Source organism: Pseudomonas sp. NPDC089547 (genome assembly GCF_050280665.1).
Taxonomy (GTDB): Bacteria; Pseudomonadota; Gammaproteobacteria; order Pseudomonadales; family Pseudomonadaceae; genus Aquipseudomonas.
On the sequence record NZ_JBNNVS010000020.1, the window covers coordinates 35,520 to 58,163 of the forward strand.

The window sequence follows — 22,644 nt, forward strand, 5'->3', positions numbered from 1 at the left end:
AGGGCACCGCAAGCAGGGCCAGGGCCGGGTATGCCATCCGGCCCGCGCCATCACCAGAGGGCGATATCGTAGGTAAGGTACAAGCGATTGCTGTCGCGCCCGCGGGCAAAGTCCGAACGGTAGACATAGTTGCGTAACTTCACGCCCAGCCCTTTCAGCGGCCCGCTCTGCACCACGTAGGCAATCTCAGCATCACGCTCCCACTCCTTGATGCCCGCGGCACCCGAGCGGCCATTATCGCCACTCAGGTATCGCGCCATGAAAGTCAGGCCCGGCACACCTGCTGCCGCAAAGTTGTAGGCGTAGCTGGCCATCCAGGTCTTTTCCTCTTCCTCGATGAACTTGCCGATACCCACGTTGCTGAACGAATACACCGTCGCACCGCTGATGTACGGCAACCCAGCCTCGCCATTGAGCACCTGGTAGCCCGCGCCGACGGTATGGCCGGAGTGCGCATACGCCACCTGGCCGCTGAGCATGTCGTTGTCGATGGCACCGCCGTAGGCCGTGCCGCTGTCACGGCTTTTGAAGTAGCGCAGGTCAGTGGTCAGCACCCCACCGGCCAGCGGCAGGTCATGCACCAGGCCGATGAAGTCCTGGCGGTAGAAGTGCTCAAGCCGGCCATGGAAGTAGCTCAGGCGCAGCGGCTTGCTGACGCTGTACTCAGCACCTGCAAACGTGAAATCCCCCGACTTGGTACCGCCGTAGCCGTCCAGATACAGGCCTGTGCTGTCGGCTGAGTCCCGCTGCTTGAAGCGGTCCAGGTGACCGGCGCTCAATGTCAGCCCGTCGATATCCGCACTGGTCAGCTGCGTGCCCTGATACGTCTGCGGCAGCAGCCGCGCATCGTTGTAGACCAGCACCGGCGTCCTGGGCAGCAAGGTGCCGTGCTTGATCACCGATTTGCCCAGACGCGCCTTGGCTGTTGCCCCGGCGCTGGCGAACTCCTGCGCCGCCCGGCCATCGTCATGCACCGGCAAAAGGCCCGTGCCACTGCGCCCGCGACCGGAGTCGAGCCGGATCCCCAGCAGGCCCTGGGCATCAATCCCCAGGCCCAGCGCGCCTGGCGTGTACCCTGACTGGTAGTCGAGCAGAAAGCCCTGTGCCCACTCGACCCGCTCACTTTTGGCAGTCGCGGCGGCGCGTGCACTCATGCCCTGCTCATCACGGAAGTTTTCATTGAAGTAGACATTGCGCAGCTGCAACTTGAGCGTGCTGTCTTCGATAAAACCAGCCGCGCCGGCAACAGGCAGCCAGCCGCAGAGCAGGCCACAGGTGGCCCCACGGAATACAGCTCGGGACATGATCGGTACTCTATTGTTGTTATTTGAAAATGTGCAAACAGGGCTCAGACGAAGAACGACAACGCACCTGTAAGCAGGGCCAGCGCGGTGATCACCAGCGAGGTGAGTACGGCCCATTTGAAGGTGGCCTTCTGGAAGTCACCGATGTCACGGTCGACCATGCCCACCAGCAGCAGCGTCGAAGCCACCAGCGGGCTCATCAGGTGCACCGGCTGGCCGAGGACCGAGGCGCGGGCAATTTCCAGCGGGTCGATGCCATAGGCCGCTGCGGCGTTGGCCAGGATCGGCACCACGCCAAAGTAGTAAGCGTCGTTGGACAGCACGAAGGTCAGTGGCATGCTGGTCAGCGCCACCACCAACGGGAACCAGTGGCCCCATTCTTCGGGAATCCAGTCCACCAGGGTTTGCGCCAGCGCGTCGACCATCTTGGTGCCCGAGAAGATCCCGGCAAAGATACCCGCAGCAAACACCAGCAGCACCACGGTCATGGCGTTACCCGAGTGCGCCAGAATGCGTTCTTTCTGCAACTCCAGCTGCGGGTAGTTGACCATCAACGCGGTAACAAAGCCGATCATGAACAGGATGGCGGCATGCATCAGCCCCATCACCAGCGCCGTCATCACGGCAATCACCAGCAGCAGGTTCACATAGGCCAGCCGCGGGCGCTTGTGCGGGTTGTCGCCGAGGATTTCCTTGATGTAGCAGTTGCCACCGCCAGACTCCAGCGCGATGTTGCCGATGCGACGGCGTTCGGTGCGCCCCAGCAGAAAAGCAGTGAACACCACCCAGGCTGCACCGCCGATCATGGTCGGCAACATCGGGATGAAGTATTCGCTGGCGTCCAGCCCGAGCGCGGCGATGGCCCGCGTGGCCGGCCCGCCCCAGGGGCTCAAGCCGCTCATGATGCTCAGCGACAGCATGGCCACGGTGGCCAGGATCATCGGGTTCATGCCGATGCGCTTGTACAGCGGCAGCATGGCCGCACAGGTGATCATGTAAGTGGTGGTGCCGTCACCGTCCAGCGCCACCAGCAGTGACAACAGCGCCGTACCGATGGCGATCTTGACCGGGTCGCCATTCACCCGTTTGAGGATCTTGCGGATCAGCGGATCGAACAGGCCGGCGTCGATCATCAGGCCGAAGAACAGGATGGCGAACAGCAGCAAAGCGGCCGATGGTGCGACCATTTTCAGGCCGTCGAGCATCATCTTGCCCAGCTCGGGGGCAAACCCGCCGATCACGGCAAAAACAATCGGGACAACGGTCAGCGCAACGATAGGCGACAGGCGCTTGCTCATGATCAGGTAGGTGAACGTCACCACCATGATCAGGCCCAGGAGTGCGAGCATGGTCTTTCTCTCTTGTTTTTATTGTGCGTGGCCGCCCGCGGGCAGGCAGCCCCCTACCCCACTCGGCATCGCGGTGATGTCGAGTGGAATTTTAAGTCAGGCGTGGGTGTAGCGGCGGCCAATCAGACGTGGCGGTGTGGCTCTGCGGGCCAGTCGACCTGAGCAGGTGCGGGTGAAGCCGGCTGCGCTGGTTGCCCGCCATCGAGGGTGTGCAGCAGGGTAGCCCGATCACAGGCACTCTCGGACAGCGAGATCACCACGGTGGCCACCGCATTGCTGGCAAGGCTGGTAAGGGCGCGGGCCTCGGACATGAAGCGATCGATGCCAATCAACAGGGCCAGGCCAGCCAGCGGAATATCGTGGATCACGGTCAGGGTCGAGGCCAGGGCGACAAACCCGCTGCCTGTCACCCCGGCGGCACCTTTGGACGACAGCAACATGATCGCCAGCATGGTCAGTGTCTGCCCCAGGGTGATATCGATATTGCAAGCCTGGGCGATGAAGATGGCCGCCAGTGACAGGTAGATGGCTGTGCCATCAAGGTTGAACGAGTAACCGGTTGGCAACACCAGGCCGACCACTCCTTTCTTGCAGCCCAGCTTTTCGAGCTTTTCCAGCATGCGTGGCAGCACTGGCTCGGTGGACGAAGTACCCAGCACCACCAGGAATTCTTCGCGGAAATAGCGCAGCAGTTTCCACAGGCTGAAGCCGTGGGCACGGCAGATGCCCCCCAGTACGACCAGTACGAAGAATGCGCAGGCGATGTACAGCGTACCTACCAGCTTGGCCAGGGCTCCCAGCGAGGTGATGCCGTATTGCCCCACGGTAAAGGCCAGCGCACCGAAGGCGCCCACCGGCGCAAAGCGCATCAGGTAGCCGAAAATGCGGAATACCATGGTCGAGGCCGACTCCAGCACCTCCAGCACGGGCTTACCCTTGTCACCCATGGACGACAGGGCAAAACCGCTGAGCACGGCAATGAACAGCACCGGCAGCACTTCACCTTTGTTGAAGGCGCCGATGAAGGTGTCGGGAATGATGTGCATGAAGAAGTCCACCACGCCCAGCTTGGCAGCCGAGGCCGTGTACTGGCTGAGGCCTTCGGTACTGAGGGTGGCAGGGTCGATATTCATGCCTGCACCTGGCTTGAACAGGTACACCGCCGCCAGCCCTATCACCAGGCTGACCACCGTCAGGCCAAGGAACAGCAGCAACGTCTTGCTCATCAGGCGCCCCAGCGAGCGCTTGTCGGTCATCCCGGCGATGCCGGTGACGATCGTGCAGAACACCACCGGGGCGATCATCATCTTGATCAGCTTGATGAAGGCATCGCCCAGCGGCTTGAGTGCAACGGCCTGTTGCGCCCAGAAGTGGCCGACCAATACACCCAGCAGCACGGCGCAAAGGATCTGGAAGTACAGCGATTTGGCGAGTTTCATGAGGCATCACCGTTGTTGAAATTGTGCGGATGCGCTTGGGTGAATGTACGAGCGTGTGGCTACCCTGCCAGCCTGCGCAAGGTAGGGGCGTAGACAAAGCCTGAGAACAGCCGCCGGGCGGTGCGTACTACCGAAACCTGGGTGGTCTTGCCGTCGGCACCACTGCGCGACAGCGCCACATCGATGCCACCGCTCGGATGCTCCAGGCGCACCTCGGTCAAGGGTTCGGCACCCTCGCCCAGCAGGTCGCCGATGACCGTACCAGGGCTGATACAGGCCGTTGCCAGCCCGACTGCGCCCGTGATGGCCAAGGCGCGGTGGCAGTTGTGCGGCATGAAGTACCGCACCTGCAACGTGCCATCGTACCGTGGCGCCGACACCAGCACCGGCTTGGGGATTACCATGCCACTGACGTCGCCAAGGCCCATGGCCTTGCCGGCTTTCAGGCGCAACGCTTCCAGGCGCTTGAGCAGTTTGGCGTTGCCATCGAGTTCTGCAGGGGTTTCCGATCCTGTCACCCCCAGTTGACTGGCCTGCACGACCATCATGGGCATGGCCATGTCGATGCAGGTTACCGGTACGCCATCGATCACATCCGTGGCCGCGCCGGTGGGGAACAGCTTGCCGGTCTTGCTACCAACAGCATCGAGGAAAGTCAGCTGCACCGGGGCGGCAGTGCCCGGTACGCCGTCAATTGCCGTGCGGCCTTCGTAGCGCACGATGCCGCCGGGGGTTTCCACCAGCGAATTCACCAAGGTACCGGTGTTCAGGTTGCGGATGCGGACCAAGGTCTTGCCATCCTGGCCTTTCACCAGGCCCTGCTCGATGGCGAACGGGCCGACGGCGCACAGCATGTTGCCGCAATTGGGCGCCGTGTCGACGCGGCGCTGGGCAACCATCACCTGCACGAACAGGTAGTCGACATCGGCATCGGCATGCAGCGACGGGCTGACGATCGCCACCTTGCTGGTTTGCGGGCTGCCGCCACCGATGCCGTCGATTTCCAGCTCATGGCCAGAGCCCATCAGGTTGATCAGCAGCTCGTCGCGCTCGACCACATTGGCAGGCAGGTCCCAGGCGTGGAAGAACGGCCCTTTCGAGGTGCCACCGCGCATGAGTACGCAAGGAATTCGCTGCATGATTTTGCACTCTTGTCGATCAATGGACATCATTGATGCTGTGAGCAAAAGAGTGGCAGGGTTGGATAAATCAATCCAATGCAAATATCGTAGCTATTATTGCGATACAAGCATCAATAAAACGCGGCGACACTAACGGGCTTTCTTATGGAATATGAGCTGCAAGACATCCGATCTTTCGTGAAAATCGCCGAACTTGGGAGTTTTCACGAGGCTGCCGAAGCACTCCACCTGTCTCAGCCGGCACTGAGCCGGCGGATCAAGAAGCTGGAAGAAGGGCTGGGCACTTCCTTGCTCGAACGCACCACACGCCGGGTCGGCCTGACGAGCGTTGGCCGCGACTTCCTGCCCAAGGCCCGGCGTCTTCTGGATGATTTTGAAGACTCGATCCTCAGCATCCGCGAGCTGGCCGAGCGGCAGACCGGCCAGGTCACCCTCGCCTGCATCCCCACCGCCGCCTTCTACTTCCTGCCGTCGGTGATCCGCGACTACAACGAGCGCTACCCGAAAATCCGCATCCGCCTGCTGGACCTCAGCGCCAACGACGGGCTGGAAGCCGTGCTGCGTGGCGAAGCCGACTTCGGCATCAACATGATGAGTGGCCAACACCCGGACATCGAGTTTGTTTCACTGGTGCAGGAGCACTTCGTACTGGCCTGCCGACGGGACCACGCCCTGGCAAACCGCAAGGCCGTGACCTGGACCGAACTCGCCGAGCACCGCCTGATCGGCGTGGGTCGCCTGAGCGGCAACCGCATGCTGCTGGACCACGCGCTGTCAGGGCTCAACCTGCGGCCCAAGTGGTTCTACGAGGTGCAGCACCTGTCCACGTCGCTGGGCATGGTGGAGGCCGGCCTGGGCGTATCTGCCATGCCCAGCCTGGCAATGCCCAGCGCAGACCACCCCACCTTGGTCAGCGTGCCGCTGATCGAGCCACAGGTCACGCGCACACTGGGGTTGGTCTACCGCCGCGGGGCGTCGTTGTCGCCCGCCGCGGAAAAATTCGTGTCAATTCTGCTGGAGCAGTGGCCCAACCGTTGAGGGACGAGGCTCAGTCGCCTTTGCCCAGCACAAAGCGATCAAAGTGCTCGATGTGCTCATCCAGGTTGTCTTCGAGCATCATCCGGTACTGCTCGCAGAAGTACTTCAGAATCTCCTCCCGGGCTGCCGCCAGCTCCGCGCCGCTCTTGAAACTGCGGGCACTCATCCAGGCGCTGAAGCGTGTGGCCCCGAAGGTGAGCGAGGCACTGACCTTGCCCAGGTCTTCGAATTTTTCGATCTGCTGGTTGGCCAGGTCGATGTGCGCATCGGCGCGGTCGTAAAAGGCCTGATCGGTATTTTGTTCATGCAGTGCTTCGATCATCAGGAAAGCGGTTGCGGGGAAGATCGGGCAGGACTATAAGAGCTCAACTTAACCTGAGGTCAACAGGCATGGCAGCAGACAATACGCGAATGCTCACCGTGGGCGAAATGGCCAAACGCAGCGGCGTGGCGGTGTCTGCGCTGCACTTCTACGAGTCCAAGGGGCTGATCGCCAGTGTCCGCACAGCCGGCAACCAGCGCCGCTTTCCCTCGCTGGTGCTGCGTACGCTGGCGATCATCAAGGTGGCGCAACGCACCGGTATTCCGCTGGAGGAAATCAAGCAGGCCTTCAGCCGTTATGCGCCTAACAGCAAGCTCACGGCAGCGCAATGGGGCGAGATGTCCACGGCCTGGCGCGAAGACCTGAACGCCCGCATCCGCACGCTGGAGGCGCTGCGCGACAGCCTGGACAACTGCATTGGGTGCGGCTGCCTGTCACTGGAAGATTGCCCGCTGCGCAACCCTGAAGATGTGCTGGCCAAGGAAGGATCCGGGGCGCGGATCCTGGAGAAAAAGGCCAAATAAGAGCAATCTCTGGCTGCAAGCGCCACTACGCACCTGTTTCTCGAGAAACAGTCGAGTTTGCCCTCGGTTTGCCGTGGGCATCAAGGAAAACCTCATATTGGGAGGACCAGACTCTGCCAAAACCCATCACTTTTCTTCGATAACTCTTTCGATAAACTCTGGCATTATTCGCTCACTAAATCCGGCTACAACAGCAAGCAAAAACATTTTCTTGTGGTCCCCAACAAACATCTCGAAGAAAAAGCCCGCTTTGCTTGCAATAATTGCAATCACCCCAAAACAACAGCCTAACCCCAGCCTTGTAATCGCCTGCAAAACCAATAGACCGTGCGAATCAAAGACAACTGCCCTCACGTCCTTTGAGCGTTGCAACACAGATATTGCTGCTCCGATCATTCCACCAGACACCCCTGCCAGCAACATGTTTAGATTTTGCGTCAGCGAAGTAGAAAGACTAAAATACACGCCACCCAAAACAACCAAAACCAAAACCAATACACCAAACACCGAGAATGCCAAATGTATACCAACGCGATTACTTAAAGCCTTATCTAAATAGTTTCTAGCCATAGAAAAACAGCCTTCGACATCATCAGGCTCACGAAGAGCAGAAATAAGCCCAGAAGCAATTGAATAATTAAAAGCCTCAACCTGTCTCCCACTTAAAGATGCATGCCCCATCGCCTTCAAACGCCTAAACTCAGAAAGAGCTTTCGCACTGAATTCTGCGGAACTCCTCAACTGATAGGACACTTCATTCATCTCACTCAAAAATACAACAAACCTCGGATTATTCTCAAAAACATATTCAACCTTCGGTTTATTATCGATAAAGTGAAGAAGAGGTTGAAACAAGTCATCCTCAACCTCTACGCGAGAACTATCTGCACTTAGGATAATCCTGAGTATTGAAACCCTGTAATCATCCAGAACAAATTTATGCGCCCCCCTAAACTTTATTCCGCCTTCATGCATCAAGCTCTCAAGCTTATAAATTAAAACCTTTGTCCTAAGACTAACACCGCGATAAAAATATCTTACACCTTCATAGTTCATAAAAATTAATGCATTATTTGATTGATGGAGGATTTCAGTAACTGCTCTCCCATCAACTAAATCCCCCACTCTCACGTTGAGATAGTCAAATCCCAGCCCCCCTGCATGAGAGGATGCTGCCAGACTACCCTCTTCACTCGAAACCTCTGACACTGCTGTATGGAAGCCACGCCAATTGGAAAAATATTCTTTAAAACGCAAAACCAGACTTGACACGTACGCAGCCATTGCTTCAAACAATTTTTCAGCCCCCGAAACCAGAAAGTACTAACTTGCCAACACCTGCCACACTACTATCAACCTTTACACTTACTAAGAACCACTTCAGCACATTACAAAAATCACGAAACTACGAAGATTTTTTCAGCACCATATGGCCAGCATAGCAATTTCCAGCACAGGAAAACAAGCCCACCACTTACCAATACTCTTACCTTAAAGTGCAGCGCATGAAAAACACCTACACGCCGCATCCAACCTTGAAAATGCTTAACTCACTAAGTATCTTTGAACGTAGACAACTAACACGACAAAGAACAATGTGAAGCTTCAAACGTATGCTTCAAGCACCTGAGAAAGTCTAACGGCGTGCTACTCTCTGGCCGCGCGGTTTGGTGATTGCACCTGTAATCACGGACCTGCAGGGCAAACTCTGCGTTGCTGAATCCATCGAACTGAATTTTTGCGCATGTAACTTCTTCACCGCGCAGCCGCAATTTTTCGGCCAGCGCCTAACTACCCCTGTAGAGCAGTATCAGTCAGTTAAGCAATTTTAGGTCTGCCAGTTTATCGTTATGACGACTGCATTGCCTTTGAGATCGAACGGTGCTGCGCGGTGCAAGGCCGTTCCCACGTATCCTGTGCCAGAGGCGCGCATTCTGGATACGCTGTGGCAAGCACCTATCAGCCCCATAACGCTTAGCTGACTCGCAGTAAACAGTAGAATGCGTTGTTGCGTGGATCAGTCGTTCTTGCCCAGCATGTACTGGTCAAAATGCTCGATATGCTCATCGAGGTTGTCTTCGAGCATCATCCGGTACTGCTCGCAGAAGTACTTCAGAATTTCTTCCCGCGCTGCGCCCAGCTCGGCGCCGCTCTTGAAACTGCGGGCGCTCATCCAGGCGCTGAAACGTGCCGCACCGAATGTCAGCGAAGCGCTTACCTTGCCCAGGTCCTCGAACTTTTCGATCTGCTGGTTGGCCAGTTCGATGTGCGCGTCGGCGCGGTCGTAAAAAGCCTGGTCGGTAGCTTTGGTCATTGCGGTTCACCTTGTTGCGGGATACGAGCGGGAGGCCAAGCCTTGCATGTCGCGGCGCATACGTGCAAGGCTGAAAAAGGATCAACGACACAACCAGACAGGAAGCAAAGCACCTTATGCTTGGAATCACACGTATCCATCGCTACTTGCGCCCACTGCCTGCAAAACCGACTGCAGCCAGTGGGCGTGACCTCAAGGCCAACCGAGCCGCCCGCCTTGCCTCAAAGGTTGCAAACCTCCTCTGCACTCCCCGCTCTGCCCCGCCTTATCTCTGTGTCACGCCTGAGCGTGCACCTGACAAACGCGTGCCCCCGACCTGACTGCCGACGCTGCAGTTCACACGCCGTACTCGCTTGCTAAGGCGAGATGTCTGACGCATTCACAGGGGCAACACTCAATGCTTTTATTTCAAGGTAAACAGATTCTCAGCGCCATCTTCGACATGGATGGCACCCTCTTCGACACCGAACGCTTGCGCGTCAAGACACTCAAGCAAGCCTCACTGGAAATTTTCGGCAAAGCGCTGAGCGAGCACACATTGATCGGCTCGCTGGGCCTGAGCGCGACCAAGGCCGAAGCCCTTGCCAAGGCCCATAACGGTAAAGACTTCCCGTACGCCGAGATCCGCAAACGCGCAGATGAACTTGAACTGGAGTACGTGCGCAATCACGGCGTACCGATCAAGGCCGGCCTGCTGGAAGTGCTGGAGCGCTTGCGCAAGTCAGGCTTGACCATGGCGGTGGCCACGTCCAGCCGCCGTGCGATTGCCGAGGAATACCTGATCAACGCCAACGTGCTGAAGTACTTCGACATCACCGTCTGTGGCGATGAAGTCAGCCAGGGCAAACCCCACCCCGAGATTTTCCTGAAAGCCGCCCGCGCACTCAATTGCGAGCCAGGCCAATGCTTCATGGTCGAGGATTCGGAGAACGGCATGCTGTCGGCCATGCGCGCCGAAGGCCAGGCGATCCTGATCGAAGACATCAAGCCACCTGCCGCCGAGATCAAGGCAGGCGCGCTCAAGGCCTACCGCAGCATGACCGAATTCCTGGCTGATTTGAGCGAGTGCGTGCCCGACCTGGGCATGCCCGAACTGAACGAAAGCTTCCCGGCCTCCATGAACCAGTTCCGCGTGGGCATTCATGGTTTCGGCGCCATCGGGGGTGGCTACCTGACGCAGGTCTTTTCCCATTGGGATGGCTACACCCGGCCATGTGAAATCATCGCCGCGACCCGCTCGCGCATGCTTCGCGAAAGCGTCAATGCCTTCGGCCGTTACAGCGTGCGCTACGGTGCTACATCGTTCGACCAGACCATCGACAACGTGCGCATGATCGACCTGGACGATGACGACGCAGTCATCGGCATGTACACCGCGGCCGAAATCATCGGCCTGAGCCTTCCGGAACAGGCCATCCGCAACCAGGCGAAGGTGATTGCCAAGGGGCTATTGCAACGCTTCGAACGACGTGGCCGTGAGCTGACGTTGCTGATCGTGCTGAACAAGGTGGGCGGCGCCGCGTTCGTGCGCCGCCATGTGCAAGCGGAACTGGCATTGCTGTGCTCGCCAGCCATCGGCAAGCAAGTGCTGGAAAAGACCCACTTCGCCGAAACAGTGGTCAGCCGCATCGTCTCCAAACTCAGCAACGATGCACTGGTGCGACAACTGCGCATCAAGTCACGGATGTTCCAGAACAGCCTGGAAGACGAGCCAGCCATCGCCAAAAAGGCATCGACGCCAGTGCCTGAATACGAACGACTGATCGGGCGCTTCAGGCCGTTCGCCCAGCCCAGCAGCGCGATGAGCCAGTTGCACCTGATCCTGTTCAACAGCGAGCCCGACATGCCGCTGTATGTGGAGCATGGCAGCGACCTGCTTGAACGCCTGCGCCAGGTGAAGACGGAGCCTGACATCACCCTGATCCAGGTTATCAAGAACCGCCTGTGGAACGGCCCGCATGCCATCGTTGCCTGGTACGCCAGCCTGTTGGGCCATGACTCGGTAGGCCAGGGTATGGGCGATGCACGTGTAAGCGAACTGGCCGAACGCCTGATTCGCCAGGAAGTCGGCCCCGCACTGGTGGCGGAGTACCCACAGATGGCAGAAGTGGTCAGCCGTTTTGCCGACACCTTCCTGGAACGCTGTAAAACCTCGTTTAAAGACCCCTGTGCCCGGGTGGGGCGCGACCCGTTGCGCAAGCTTCAGCGCAACGAACGCATCTTCAGCAGCATCGATCTTGCACGCAAGCATGGTATTGAAACCCCGGCGCTGGCCTTCGGGGCAGGCCTCGCTATTCACCATGCGCTGAGGTGCGGCGACAGCAAAGACAAGGAAAGCCAGGCGATCAGGCAGGTTCACCTCGAGAACGACGCGCGTGTCGAGGCCGTGCTTACCCATGACGGCAACGGGTTCCCAAGGTTATGCCCGGTCAAGGACGTGGAACTGATCAATGCCATTGCAGAGGGCTTCCGGCAGTTGCAGCAGCCGGATTCGCGCCGCTCGGAAGCCGCCCCTACATAGGACAATTGCCCGTTAGCCGAAGACTCAGTAAGTTGCACGCACGGTCAGGGTGAAGTTGCGCGCTTCACCGTAGAAGTTGCCGTTGGCCGAGGTGCCCACTGTCTGGTAGTACTTCTTATCGAAGATATTGTTGGCGTTCAGCACTGCCACCCAGTTCGGGTCAATCTGGTATTCCAGGCTCGAAGCCCAGACGGCGTAACCGGCCTGGACGAACTTGAAGTCCTGCGTTTCGCCGTTGTATTGGCCGGTGGCCGGATCATAGGGCGTCACTGTGCCGCTGCGGCCGTTACTGCTCTGGGCAGTGACACCCAGGCCGGCCTTCCATTTGTCCAGGGCACCGGGCAAACGGTATGTGCCCCACAGTTTGAACAGGTGCTTGGGGGTGACGGCCGCATAGATGGCGCGCGTGTCATCACTGGCCTTGTCGACGGTATGGTTGTAGGTATAGCCGGCAAACAACTGAAGCCCGGTCAGCACTTCGCCGCTGATTTCGGCATCAAAACCTTCACTGACCACTTCGCCCTGATTCAGGTAGCAGCAATTGGAAGCGCCATAGGTTTGCGGGTATCGAGTGTCCTGGATAGCTGCCCCTTCCTGCTCGATACGGTAAAGGGCAAAACTGGTGTTGATCCGCTCATCGAACAGCAAACCTTTCAGGCCAACCTCATAATTTTTGGCCGTTGCGGCATCCAGTGTCTTGCCACCCGCCGCCACCTGTAGAAACTGCGGTTTGTAGGTTTCGGCGTAGCTGACATACGTCGTCCATTGGGGGGTCAGATCATAGGTCAGGCCGGCATAGGGTGTGGTCACCCCCTGCTCCTTGAGCCCTCGATGGTAGGGCGCAGGGTCATCCAGCACGTTGCCGAAGTCATCGAAGAACACCTCTGTATCGCGGTACTTGTAGGTAGACACCCGGGCACCGAGGATCAACTTGGTCCGCTCGGTCAGTGCAAGCCGGGTCATGCCGTAGTAGCCGTACTTTTCGGTGGTATTGTCGTGCGTCTTGTTCGGCGTGCTGCCCGGGTCGACGGGGGTGGACGGGTTGAAGATATCGACCGGCGTGAAATTGAGCAGGCCCCAGCGCTGCACCGTGTAGCCATCCGCATGTGAATAGTCGCCGCCCACCAACACGTCATGGCGCAGGCCGAACAGATCAAAGCCGCCCTTCACGTAGCTGTTGATGCCTTTGCGCTCCAGCCCCGTTCTGGCCGGGTAGTTGAGCCAGCTTGTGCCGCTGCCGGTAAGCGGGTCGACCGCGCCATTGGCGAACAACGAATTGCCGTCGCGGTCCATGTCCATCCAGGTCAGGTCGGTGGTCCACATCCAGTCATCATTGAAGCTGTGGTCGAGTTTGATATAGGCCTGCCGGGTTTTTTCTTCAACCGAGCCCCAGCCGGCAAGGAAGGAGGTTTTGCGTGGCAGGCCGATGTCGGCGCCGTCCTTGTAGCGTGGCAGGCCGCCGAAGTTGGGTATGCCTTCACTCTCCTGGTAACTGGCACCGACAGTGAGCAGGGTGTCAGCGCTGAGGTCGAACTCCAGCGAACCGTAGAACAGGTGCTTTTCCATATTCGCCGTGTCGTAGTGGAACCTGTTGTTCTGGTAAGCCAACCCTGCCCGGCCGCGGATGTTGCCGGTTTCAGTCAATGGGCCGGTGACATCGAGCTCACTGCGGTAAGTGTCCCAACTGCCGGCCGAGGCAGAAAACTTTAGCTGGTCATGCTCCAGGGCACGCTTGCGCACCAGGTTGATGCTGCCGCCGGGGTTGCCGCTACCGGAGTACAGGCCATCGACACCGCGCAGAAACTCCACGTGATCGTATTGGGCCAGGTCGAGCTGGCTGATCGAACCGTAGCCCGAGATCGCGGTGTCCATCGGCGCGCCACCGTCGAACTGGATGTTCGACACGGCAAAACCACGCGAGAAGAAGTTGGTGTCGTTGCCCAACGACGAACCGGTAGCACCGTTCTTCTGCAGGGTTACACCAGTGGTCTTGTCCAGCGCATCGGTCAGGGTGGTGAGGTTCTGGTCCTCGATGCGTTGGCGGGTGACCACCGACACCGAATGCGGTACTTCCTTGATCGACTGGGCTACCTTGCTGCCAACTGCGGTTGCGCCGGTGGTGTAGGAGCCTGTGTTTTCGGTGGCCTCACCCAGGCCCTGGCCCTGGATCATGGTGCTTTGCAACGCCAACGGCCCACCGGCTTGCGGCGCTGCGGGTTGCAACGACCAGTTGCCATCCGCCGCCTGTTCGGCAGTCAAGCCAGTGCCCTCCAAGAGCAGGTAAAGCGCCAACTTGACGGGTAGCTGGCCCTCTACCGCACGTGCGTTCTTGCCTTCAACCCACTGTGGGTCGTAAAGCAAGCTGATACCGGTGTGTTCGGCAAAACGGTCCAGTGCCTGGCCCAAGGGCGCTGCGGGCAGGTCGTAGTGCCGGCTGGACGGCGCGGCCAGCACTTGCTGACAAAGGCTTGAACCCAACCCCATGAAGATAGCCTGAGCGAGCAAGGCATGACGAAAACGGGACAACAAATCCATCGAGGTGCGGCTCCTGAAACGTGCTGGTTTTTCTTCTTGTCGAAGAAGCCGGCAAAAACCCGTAACTGGACGGGCACATTTTCAGGCAGGCACCATGCGCACCCACAGCGAAGTCCGCCACACCAGGCGTACAGGCAACGTATGGGCCAACGTGCGCAAGGCGTTGTCCGTATCGTCGAGTTGGAACACCCCGGAGATTTCCAGGGCGGCAATGGCTGGATCGCAGCCGACCCAACCCTTGCGCTGACGGGCCAGGTGCCCGGCCAGTTCCTGCAACGGCATCTGCCGGGTGATCAACAGGCCGCGGGTCCAGGCCGAGCCTTCGAACGTGGGCCGCTCAATCCGCCGCGCCCCTGCGCCATCGACCATGAACTGCTCCCCCGCCTGCGCTGGCACCGGAGGCTGACCGGGCAGATGGATGGCGACTGTGCCTTGGTCCACGGTCAGCCGCGTGCGACCGTTTTCCTGGCAAACATCGAAAGCGCTGCCCAGGAAGCGGGCTTGCGCCGAGCTTACGCACAAAGGGCGCTGCAGCGGCTCGGGGCCGGCTTTCACATTCACCTGCCCTTCACGCAGCTCGACCCGCCGCTCGATCTGGCTGAAGCGCACATCCAGCGCACTCTGGCTGTTGAGCTTTAACACGGTGCCATCGGCCAGCTCGAAGCGTCGCCGCTCTGCGCTGCGGGTACTGTAGTCGGCAAGGCTGACGCGCCAAGGCGTCTGCTGCAGGGTGCCACCGGCCATGCCCAGGCCAAGCAGGCCCAGCGCCAACGTTTTCACTGCCGCGCGGCGGCCTGGTTCGGCCAGAGTGCTGATAGCCACCCCGGCAGGGAGTGCACGCGCCTGGGAAAAACAGGTTTGCGCTTCGTGCAATGCCTGCCAGGTCACTTCGTGCCGGGGATCGGCCTGACGCCATGCCAGGCAGGCCGCCAACAGCGCTGGTGCGTGTTGAGAGGACTCCAGCTTCACCAGCCAGTCGATGGCTTGGTCGAGCACCTTGTCGGTCATTGCTCGTGGCTGATCTGGTAGCAATGACGAATGGCCTTGGCCATGTACTTCTCGACGCTGCTGAGGCTGACATCCAGGCGAATGGCGATGTCCTGATAGCTCAACCCCTCGAGGCGCGACAACAGGAACGCCATGCGCGCTTTGGCAGGCAGGCCGTCGAGCAAAGCATCGATTTGCATCAGTGTCTGCAACAGCATCGTTTGCCGCTCAGCGGAGGGTGCCTGTGCTTCAGGCAGTTGCGCGATTGCCTGCAGATAGGCAGCTTCCAGTTTCTGCCGACGAAAGCGGTCGATCAACAGGCCCTTGGCGACGCTGCTGAGCCACGCCCGGGGCTGGCGCAGACCGGCAATCTGCTGGGGGCGCAGCAGCACTTGCAGGAAGGTGTCGTGTGCAACATCGCGGGCCTGGTCGCCATAGGGCTGGCGCCGCTGCAGCCAGTTCAACAGCCAGGCGTGATGGTCACGATAAAGCGCATCGACAGGCTCGCGGGCAGACACGGTGGTCCCTCATCTTCAGGTAACGCAGAAAGCGCAGTTGCAAATCGTTCGCAATACTACGGTTTTCCCCTGCTGCTCTCAAGGCCCTGCTCAGGTGGGTAACGGTGGTTCGGCAAGTGAGTCTGCCTGTACCGTGGGCAAGGCGAAGCATGCCGACAAGCTACACGCCAGGCCAGCCAGGATGAACATCAACACACCCTCGGCCAGTGAGGGCATCAGTTCGTATTCGAAGTTGTGCTGTAGGCAAGTTGAGTTCGCTACACAGCAACACATGGTTGAAGTTCATAACGTAAAGTTCAAACAACTTGTAGGAATCATCTGAATTTCTTCGGAGAGCACTTAAGGCCCCTTGGCAGATGTTAGGTTTTTAACCTCAACCATGCACAGGGAATTTGTATATGCGCGTCAGCCTAGAGGGAAAAGGCCAGGCAGTAGATGGCGATGTCACCACGACGGGTGCTATCTGTATTGCAACGGGGCACGGGTATCTGGATGAAGGGCGAATGGTGCTTCGTGAAGGCGACCACACCACGGCATGTCCCCTTTGTGGGCAGGTGGGCACAGTCGCCGAAGGCGTAGACCACTTCATTTCCGATGGCCAGCGGGTGGCCATGGACGGTGCGCTGGTTATCTGTGGCTGTTCGCCGGGCAGCAACCGGGTGGTCGCGCCGTTGGATCAAGCACCGCCGCCCCGGTATCCCGTTGCAGGGCACGCCCATACCCACTTTGCCGAGCCGGCAACCACTGTCAACCCCGCACGCTTCTCCCAGCCTGTAGTTGGCGGATTGCCCGGCACACTGGAACCTGGCTTTTACGTGATTCCTCGACGCATGTCGTTCCCACAGGTGCTGCTGCAACTGGCCGAGCACGACGCCACGTTGCCAATTTCCCGATTGCAGCGGCTCAACCCTACGTTTGAACAGGGCTTCAAAGCAGGGGAAATCTTCGTTATTGGTGATCCTGACAACGGTGATGCCTGTACCCGCGAGGAAGGCCAGTTGATGGCCGCGGCGCAACACGCACGCCGCGCGCTGGAAGTGCTCGATTTCGCTGAAGCGGATTTCATGATGGAGCACCAGGCCGAAATCGCCGGCTTGCTCAGCGACGCCAGCCTTTCCATGGGTGTGGGCAAGGACATGCTGGATCAAGGTCTGAAGCAGGTCAGTCATACGTTGACCAGTATCGAACAACTGCATCAGCGGGAGTTCATGCGTCATGGCCACTTGAACAGCCCGGGCTTCTTTGCCGAACGGCGGCGGCTTCTGCAGCAGCTGGATGGGCAGCTTAAAACAGCACTTTTGAACAAACAGTTGAACCTTGGAAACTATGAGCGCTTGAGGAAGAGCTTGAACATCTCGACGAAGAGCCTGGTGCACCACTGGTCGAAAGCGGGCGGACCGGGGCAGATTCCGGGGTATGCAACACATTTGGATAAAGTCGCGAGACTTAGCAAATACCTTTCTTACGGCGGATACGCCGCTATCGGGCTCGGAGGGGCTTCGTCTTACATAAAAGTTCGGGAGGTTTGCCGGGCTGGTGAGACAGAGGCGTGTAAAAAGATTCGAATGACAGAAGCCGCTAGTTTTGCCGGTAGCGTTGGATTAAGCACGCTCGTTTCCACTGGCGTTGGGCTAACCGCTGGTACGCTGTGCGCAGCTTTTGCAGTAGGGACCGCTGGGATAAGTGTTCCGGTGTGTGGAGTTTTGCTGGTAGGGGCAGGAGGGGTCGCAGGTGGCCTCGCTGGAGAAAAACTGGGTGAGTCGGCAGGTGAGTTCATCTACGAGGCTACGAGTGATTGACATCAACGACTGGCCGGTCTTGGCGAAGATAATATTGGTAACTGGGCCATTTGTAATTGGACTCCCTGGCCCCGCGATTCTTGCCTTTCTCGTACTCAGGAAAGATTACGATATCGCGTGCTCCGCGATTAAGAGTAACCCTTACCTTGAGTCCATCAAGCAAGCGTGGGGGGGGCGAAGGTTCAAGTGGCGATGGATGCTGATGTGCACGATCGCTGGGCTAATCACATTTCCAGGCTTGGCATTGCGCAGAGGCAAGTTAGATGCTGATGAATTGAAGCGCTTTCCTGCGGCGCTAAAAATCAAGTTGGCGCTTGCGACCTGGCTAACATTAATGGGTTGTGTCTGGATGATTGTTGCCTATGCCCTTCTTGAACTATCCAAAGGGAGATAGAAACATTTCAGGTCAGACCCGCTCTCGCGGGTCTTCCTCTCTTTGCATCGATCTGTCGTCGATGCTAGAAACCTGTCGCCCTCCTTCGGCTACAAGATCATCAGCATAACGAGCACGTTGCTGATTCTGCCCATCCTTGGCCACACAAGGCCGCTCCAGCTGACCCTGCGCGGCAGCTTCTAACCCCTTCATACCGTCTTCAACACCACCGGGGCGCAAAGCGGCCCTTTTTTGTGGATGACACAATGCTTGCATATGACACAATGTGTCATTAAGATCACCATGTGTCCTGGCAACGCCCCTACGACGTTCAGCCAATGCCCGCCCTTCCCCATGCAGGTACCGCCCATGACGACCACCATGCACACCCCCAAGGACCAGTTGGTGAAACTCGCCCAGCAGCAGATGCTGACCGCGTTGGCCGACAACACTTACAGCGCCCGGCAAAAACTCGCCCTCACCTGCCGCATCCTGTTCGATGGCGGCCACGACTCTGGCCTGGCCGGGCAGATCACCGCACGTGCGCAGGAACCGGGCACCTACTACACCCAGCAACTGGGCCTGGGCTTCGACGAAATCGCCGCCTCCAACCTGCTGGTGGTGGACGAAGACCTCACCGTGCTGCAAGGCCGCGGCATGGCCAACCCGGCCAACCGTTTCCACAGCTGGCTGTACCGCGCCCGCCCCGACGTCAACTGCATCATTCACACCCACCCGCTGCACAGCGCTGCCCTGTCGATGCTGGAGGTGCCACTGGCGATCTCGCACATGGACCTGTGTCCGCTGTTCGACGACTGCGCGTTCCTCAAGGAGTGGCCAGGCGTGCCGGTAGGTAATGAAGAAGGCGAAATCATCGCGAAGGCGATCGGCGACAAGCGCGCCATCCTGCTTTCCCACCACGGCCTGCTGATTGCCGGTGGCTCGATCGAAGAAGCCTGCGTGCTCGCCCTGCTGTTCGAACGCGCGGCAAAGATGCAGCTGCTGGCCATGGGCGCCGGTGATATCCGCCCCATCCCCGAAGCGCTGGGCAAAGAAGCCCACGACTGGATCTCCACCCCCAAACGTCATGGAGCCGCGTTCAGCTACTACGCGCGCCGTGCCTTGCGTGCCCATGGCGACTGCCTGGGCTGATTGACGCTGTATTCTTTCCTCAATAACGGCAGAGGTGCCTGGTCATGTCTACACCTGTAATTCGCGGCGTTATCGGCTACACCATTACTCCTTTCACGGCTGAGGGCACGCTTGACCTGGAAGCCCTGGGCACGTCCATCGACAGCCTGATCGACAGCGGCGTGCACGCTATCGCGCCACTGGGCAGCACCGGCGAAGGGGCCTACCTGTCCGACAGCGAATGGGAAGCCGTCGTGCGCTTCAGCCAGGCGCGCATTGCCGGCCGCGTGCCCAGCGTGGTCAGCGTCTCCGACCTGACTACTGCGCGTACCGTGCAACGCGCCCGCCTGGCGCAAGCCTGCGGCGCCACGGCCGTGATGGTGCTGCCCGTTTCCTACTGGAAGCTCACCGAAGCCGAGGTGGTCGCCCACTACAAAGCCGTCGGCGCGGCCATCGATATCCCGATCATGCTCTACAACAACCCGGGCACCAGCGGCACCGACCTGTCGGTGGAGCTGATCCTGCGCATTCTCGGCGATGTGCCCAATGTGACCATGGTCAAGGAAAGCACCGGTGACATTCAGCGCATGCACCGTCTGTACAAGGCCACCGATGGCCAGGTTGCGTTCTACAACGGTTGCAACCCGCTGACCCTGGAAGCCCTGGTAGCCGGCGCCACGGGCTGGTGCACCGCCGCACCCAATCTGATCCCGGCACTGAACCTGGCACTGTGGGATGCGGTGCAGCAAGGCGAGCTGGCCGAAGCCCGTGCGCTCTTCTATCGCCAGTACGAACTGCTGGAATACATCACCCGCCGCGGCCTGCCCACCACCATCAAGGCCGGCTTGAAAATGCTCGGCCAGGATGTCGGTGCGCCACGCCTGCCCCTACAACCGCTGGATGAGCAAGGCAGCATCTACCTCAAAGGCTTGCTGAAAGCGCTAGGCGCGACCAACTGACCAGTTCGACTCTTGCCCGGTAGCACCTCGCTGCCGGGTTGTGCCTGCTGCACCCTCTGCATAGAGAACCAGAATGAAAGTCCACTTCATCGTCCACGAATCATTCGAAGCGCCCGGCGCGTACGAAACCTGGGTCAAGACGCGCGGCCACGAGGCCAGCTTTTCTCGTGTCTATGCCGGTCAGCCCCTGCCTGCAGATGCCAGCCATTTCGACTTGTTGGTGGTGCTAGGCGGGCCGCAAGACCCCGCCACCACCGTCGCGCAATGCCCACATTTTGACGCGGCCAACGAATGCCGGCTGATCCGGCAAGCCATCACGGCTGGCAAAGCGGTCGTCGGGGTGTGCCTGGGCTCCCAGCTGATCGGCGAGGCCCTAGGTGCCAGGTTTGCCCACAGCCCGGAAAAAGAGATTGGCAAATTCCCCATCAGCCTCACGCCCGAAGGCAAAGCCAATGAGAACGTCAGCCACTTTGGCGAGGTGCTGCAAGTTGGCCATTGGCACAACGACATGCCGGGCCTGACGGCCGACGCCAAAGTCCTCGCCACGAGCGAAGGCTGCCCACGGCAGATCGTCGAGTACACCCCGCTGGTTTATGGCTTCCAGTGCCACATGGAGTTTACCAGGGAGGTAGTCGAACTACTGATTGCAGCATCCGAAGCCGAACTGGCCACCCTCACAGACCGGCGCTTCGTTCAAACGCCTGACGCACTGCGTGCCAACGATTGGGATGACATGAACCAGAAGCTGTATGTTTTCCTCGACAAGTTGATGGAAGCGTATCGAGGCTGACAGGTGCTTGTCTTAAGGTAGGCAGCACCTGTGGTGATGCCGGGCGCACAGCGTACCCTGTGGGAGCGGGCTTGCCCGCGAAGAATCCAACGCGGTGAATGGCACCGGCTACGCCGGTGTTCGCGGGCGTGCCCGCTCCCACAGTTACTGCATCGGCCTCGGGTTCACCTTGAACCTGTGGAGGCCTTACGCCGCGCGGGCGGCGCTCGATTTCACAGGCGCTGCAACCCCCAAGACAGGCGCCAGGCAGCCCCCATAACGCTATACCGGGTCCGCATGCACCACTCGCCCCTGTGCCCCCGGTCGATTGACGAACAGCACGTCCAGCACACTGTTGCGCAGCCCCTTCACCGCATTCCAGTTCGCCGACGTATGCACGTACCTGTCACGCAGCAAGCACTGCTCCTGCTCGGTCAACCCCATTTCCTCACTGACACCCAAGGCAAAATCATGCAGCTTGCGGCTGATGCCCACCAGTTCATCAGGCACCTGGTGCTCCGCCTGCCCGCCCAACGGCCCAAACGGTACCCCTGCACGCACCGCCAGCGCCCGCATGACACTCAAGTACACCCGTGAAAGCTGCCCCGCCACCTCCCGCTCCCGGTACACCGCCGCATAAACCTGCTTCTGCGCCTCGCCCGGACGCCCGCCGGAAATCGGTTCCTCCCAGGTAATCACCCTTGCACCCAGGCCATCAAAGGCTGCGCACAGCAGGTCACTCACCTTGGCATGCACACACGTCTGGTCGGCACGCATGGCCGATGGCACACGTTGTGACTGAGGTTTGCACAACAGCACCTGCTCCTGCGTAAAGTCCGGGTAACCACCGCCGATGTTCGAATGCACACCCGGCAACACGATATCGTGCCCGCTGCACACCAGCGGGAAGTTGTGCCGCTGCTCATCCCCTGCCACTAGCTGCGCCACCTGCCGGGCCATGCCCGACCCAAGGCCCAGGCGTAAACCTCCATGGCCAGCGTCGGCAGGGTCAAAGTCGCCCTGTAAAGGCGCAATGATCGCCGCCACGGTGTCGAAAAGGCCTATGAAATTGATCGTGATGCCGCATGTAACGGCCAGCACCCTGTCCCCGTCGGCGTGCAGCAGATTCGCCAGGTGACGCACCGCCGCAGCACCGCGGCTGAAGCCGAACAGGTCGAACTCGACCCCCTCGAGGCTTGCCTGCGGATGGACGTGCTCCCACTCCCGCAGCTGCCCGGCGATACCCGCCAATGCCTCGGTGACTCGCGCCTCGACGCCGGTGCGCCCCCGCCCGGTGGCCGAGGCATACGCATGATCCTCCGCGCCTGCCAGGGTTCCCACCCCCTCCACATAGCGGCTGAGAAAGGCCATGCAGCCGTCGGCGCTGGCCCCCTCTGCCGGATAAAGCGCGTGCAACAGGGCCACATTGCTCAAGGCGTTGGTATAACTCGCGCCCATGCCTGCGTTCGCCTCCGTCGGCATCACATTGTGCTGGTTGTTACCGGTGCCATCGAAAAACACCCCAAACCTCACGATCATCGTTGTGCTCCTGCTTGCGTCAAAAGCACAAGCAGGCGCCAGACCGCCGCAACAGAACATCAGCCCATGGCCAGCCTTTTG

The 22,644-nt window shown here is 59.5% G+C and carries 19 protein-coding genes; 8 read left to right on the forward strand and 11 right to left on the reverse strand.

Annotation, left to right across the window (positions count from 1 at the left end; all coding sequences use genetic code 11):
• Positions 1-50: 50 nt before the first annotated feature.
• From ACQKPZ_RS15625 to ACQKPZ_RS15640, 4 genes are all read right to left on the reverse strand, one after another.
• A complete protein-coding gene (locus ACQKPZ_RS15625) occupies positions 51-1,304 on the reverse strand; it encodes an OprD family porin (protein WP_427539593.1) in 1,254 nt (417 codons plus the stop codon).
• Between the two features lie 44 nt (positions 1,305-1,348).
• Positions 1,349-2,653 (reverse strand): CitMHS family transporter, encoded by a 1,305-nt coding sequence (locus ACQKPZ_RS15630; protein ID WP_427539596.1) that lies wholly within the window; start codon positions 2,651-2,653, stop codon positions 1,349-1,351.
• A 122-nt stretch (positions 2,654-2,775) separates the two neighbouring features.
• Positions 2,776-4,092, reverse strand: coding sequence for a C4-dicarboxylate transporter DctA (dctA, locus tag ACQKPZ_RS15635; RefSeq protein ID WP_427539599.1), 1,317 nt, complete (start codon positions 4,090-4,092; stop codon positions 2,776-2,778).
• A 59-nt stretch (positions 4,093-4,151) separates the two neighbouring features.
• Entirely contained in the window at positions 4,152-5,231 is a 1,080-nt protein-coding gene (locus ACQKPZ_RS15640) for a 4-oxalomesaconate tautomerase (protein ID WP_427539602.1), read from the reverse strand.
• Positions 5,232-5,378: 147 nt separating this feature from the next.
• Here ACQKPZ_RS15640 and ACQKPZ_RS15645 point away from each other — a divergent pair, with 147 nt between their 5' ends.
• Positions 5,379-6,272, forward strand: coding sequence for a LysR family transcriptional regulator (locus ACQKPZ_RS15645; protein ID WP_391134601.1), 894 nt, complete (start codon positions 5,379-5,381; stop codon positions 6,270-6,272).
• 10 nt (positions 6,273-6,282) lie between these two features.
• Here ACQKPZ_RS15645 and ACQKPZ_RS15650 read toward each other — a convergent pair whose 3' ends face one another.
• Positions 6,283-6,594, reverse strand: a complete 312-nt coding sequence (locus tag ACQKPZ_RS15650; RefSeq protein ID WP_427539605.1) for a DUF3144 domain-containing protein — start codon at positions 6,592-6,594, stop codon at positions 6,283-6,285.
• Between the two features lie 68 nt (positions 6,595-6,662).
• On the opposite strand from ACQKPZ_RS15650, the gene soxR reads away from it, so the two are divergent.
• Positions 6,663-7,118 carry a redox-sensitive transcriptional activator SoxR gene (gene soxR, locus ACQKPZ_RS15655; protein ID WP_427539608.1) on the forward strand — a complete coding sequence of 152 codons (456 nt, stop codon included), beginning with the start codon at positions 6,663-6,665 and terminating at the stop codon, positions 7,116-7,118.
• 126 nt (positions 7,119-7,244) lie between these two features.
• Here soxR and ACQKPZ_RS15660 read toward each other — a convergent pair whose 3' ends face one another.
• The gene (locus ACQKPZ_RS15660) at positions 7,245-8,390 is read right to left on the reverse strand and encodes a hypothetical protein (protein WP_427539611.1); all 1,146 of its coding nucleotides are present in this window, start codon (positions 8,388-8,390) and stop codon (positions 7,245-7,247) included.
• 745 nt (positions 8,391-9,135) lie between these two features.
• On the reverse strand, positions 9,136-9,432 hold the full coding sequence (locus ACQKPZ_RS15665; protein ID WP_043202482.1) for a DUF3144 domain-containing protein: 297 nt from the start codon (positions 9,430-9,432) through the stop codon (positions 9,136-9,138).
• A gap of 397 nt (positions 9,433-9,829) precedes the next feature.
• Between ACQKPZ_RS15665 and mtlD the strand changes: the two genes are divergently transcribed.
• Positions 9,830-11,953: a bifunctional mannitol-1-phosphate dehydrogenase/phosphatase gene (gene mtlD / locus ACQKPZ_RS15670; protein WP_427539614.1), complete on the forward strand. Its 2,124-nt coding sequence runs from the start codon at positions 9,830-9,832 to the stop codon at positions 11,951-11,953.
• A 24-nt stretch (positions 11,954-11,977) separates the two neighbouring features.
• Here the strand turns inward: mtlD and ACQKPZ_RS15675 are convergent, their stop codons facing one another.
• The 3 genes from ACQKPZ_RS15675 to ACQKPZ_RS15685 all read right to left on the reverse strand — a co-directional run bounded on the left by ACQKPZ_RS15675 (position 11,978) and on the right by ACQKPZ_RS15685 (position 15,993).
• Positions 11,978-14,488: a TonB-dependent siderophore receptor gene (locus ACQKPZ_RS15675; protein WP_427539617.1), complete on the reverse strand. Its 2,511-nt coding sequence runs from the start codon at positions 14,486-14,488 to the stop codon at positions 11,978-11,980.
• Between the two features lie 81 nt (positions 14,489-14,569).
• Positions 14,570-15,496, reverse strand: coding sequence for a FecR domain-containing protein (locus ACQKPZ_RS15680; RefSeq protein ID WP_427539620.1), 927 nt, complete (start codon positions 15,494-15,496; stop codon positions 14,570-14,572).
• Positions 15,493-15,993, reverse strand: a complete 501-nt coding sequence (locus tag ACQKPZ_RS15685; protein ID WP_427539623.1) for a sigma-70 family RNA polymerase sigma factor — start codon at positions 15,991-15,993, stop codon at positions 15,493-15,495. The genes ACQKPZ_RS15680 and ACQKPZ_RS15685 overlap by 4 nt, the downstream gene beginning before the upstream one ends.
• Before the next feature lie 398 nt (positions 15,994-16,391).
• Between ACQKPZ_RS15685 and ACQKPZ_RS15690 the strand changes: the two genes are divergently transcribed.
• From ACQKPZ_RS15690 to ACQKPZ_RS15710, 5 genes are all read left to right on the forward strand, one after another.
• Positions 16,392-17,792, forward strand: a complete 1,401-nt coding sequence (locus tag ACQKPZ_RS15690) for a PAAR domain-containing protein (protein WP_427539626.1) — start codon at positions 16,392-16,394, stop codon at positions 17,790-17,792.
• Complete coding sequence (locus ACQKPZ_RS15695) at positions 17,785-18,186, forward strand: hypothetical protein (RefSeq protein WP_427539629.1); 402 nt, start codon at positions 17,785-17,787, stop codon at positions 18,184-18,186. Before ACQKPZ_RS15690 ends, ACQKPZ_RS15695 begins: the two co-directional genes overlap by 8 nt.
• A gap of 348 nt (positions 18,187-18,534) precedes the next feature.
• Positions 18,535-19,317: an aldolase gene (locus ACQKPZ_RS15700; RefSeq protein ID WP_300023753.1), complete on the forward strand. Its 783-nt coding sequence runs from the start codon at positions 18,535-18,537 to the stop codon at positions 19,315-19,317.
• Positions 19,318-19,361: 44 nt separating this feature from the next.
• Positions 19,362-20,255: a dihydrodipicolinate synthase family protein gene (locus ACQKPZ_RS15705; RefSeq protein ID WP_427539631.1), complete on the forward strand. Its 894-nt coding sequence runs from the start codon at positions 19,362-19,364 to the stop codon at positions 20,253-20,255.
• A 73-nt stretch (positions 20,256-20,328) separates the two neighbouring features.
• Entirely contained in the window at positions 20,329-21,045 is a 717-nt protein-coding gene (locus ACQKPZ_RS15710) for a type 1 glutamine amidotransferase (protein ID WP_427539634.1), read from the forward strand.
• A 261-nt stretch (positions 21,046-21,306) separates the two neighbouring features.
• Here ACQKPZ_RS15710 and ACQKPZ_RS15715 read toward each other — a convergent pair whose 3' ends face one another.
• Positions 21,307-22,563 (reverse strand): phospholipase effector Tle1 domain-containing protein, encoded by a 1,257-nt coding sequence (locus ACQKPZ_RS15715; RefSeq protein ID WP_427539637.1) that lies wholly within the window; start codon positions 22,561-22,563, stop codon positions 21,307-21,309.
• Positions 22,564-22,644: the final 81 nt, after the last annotated feature.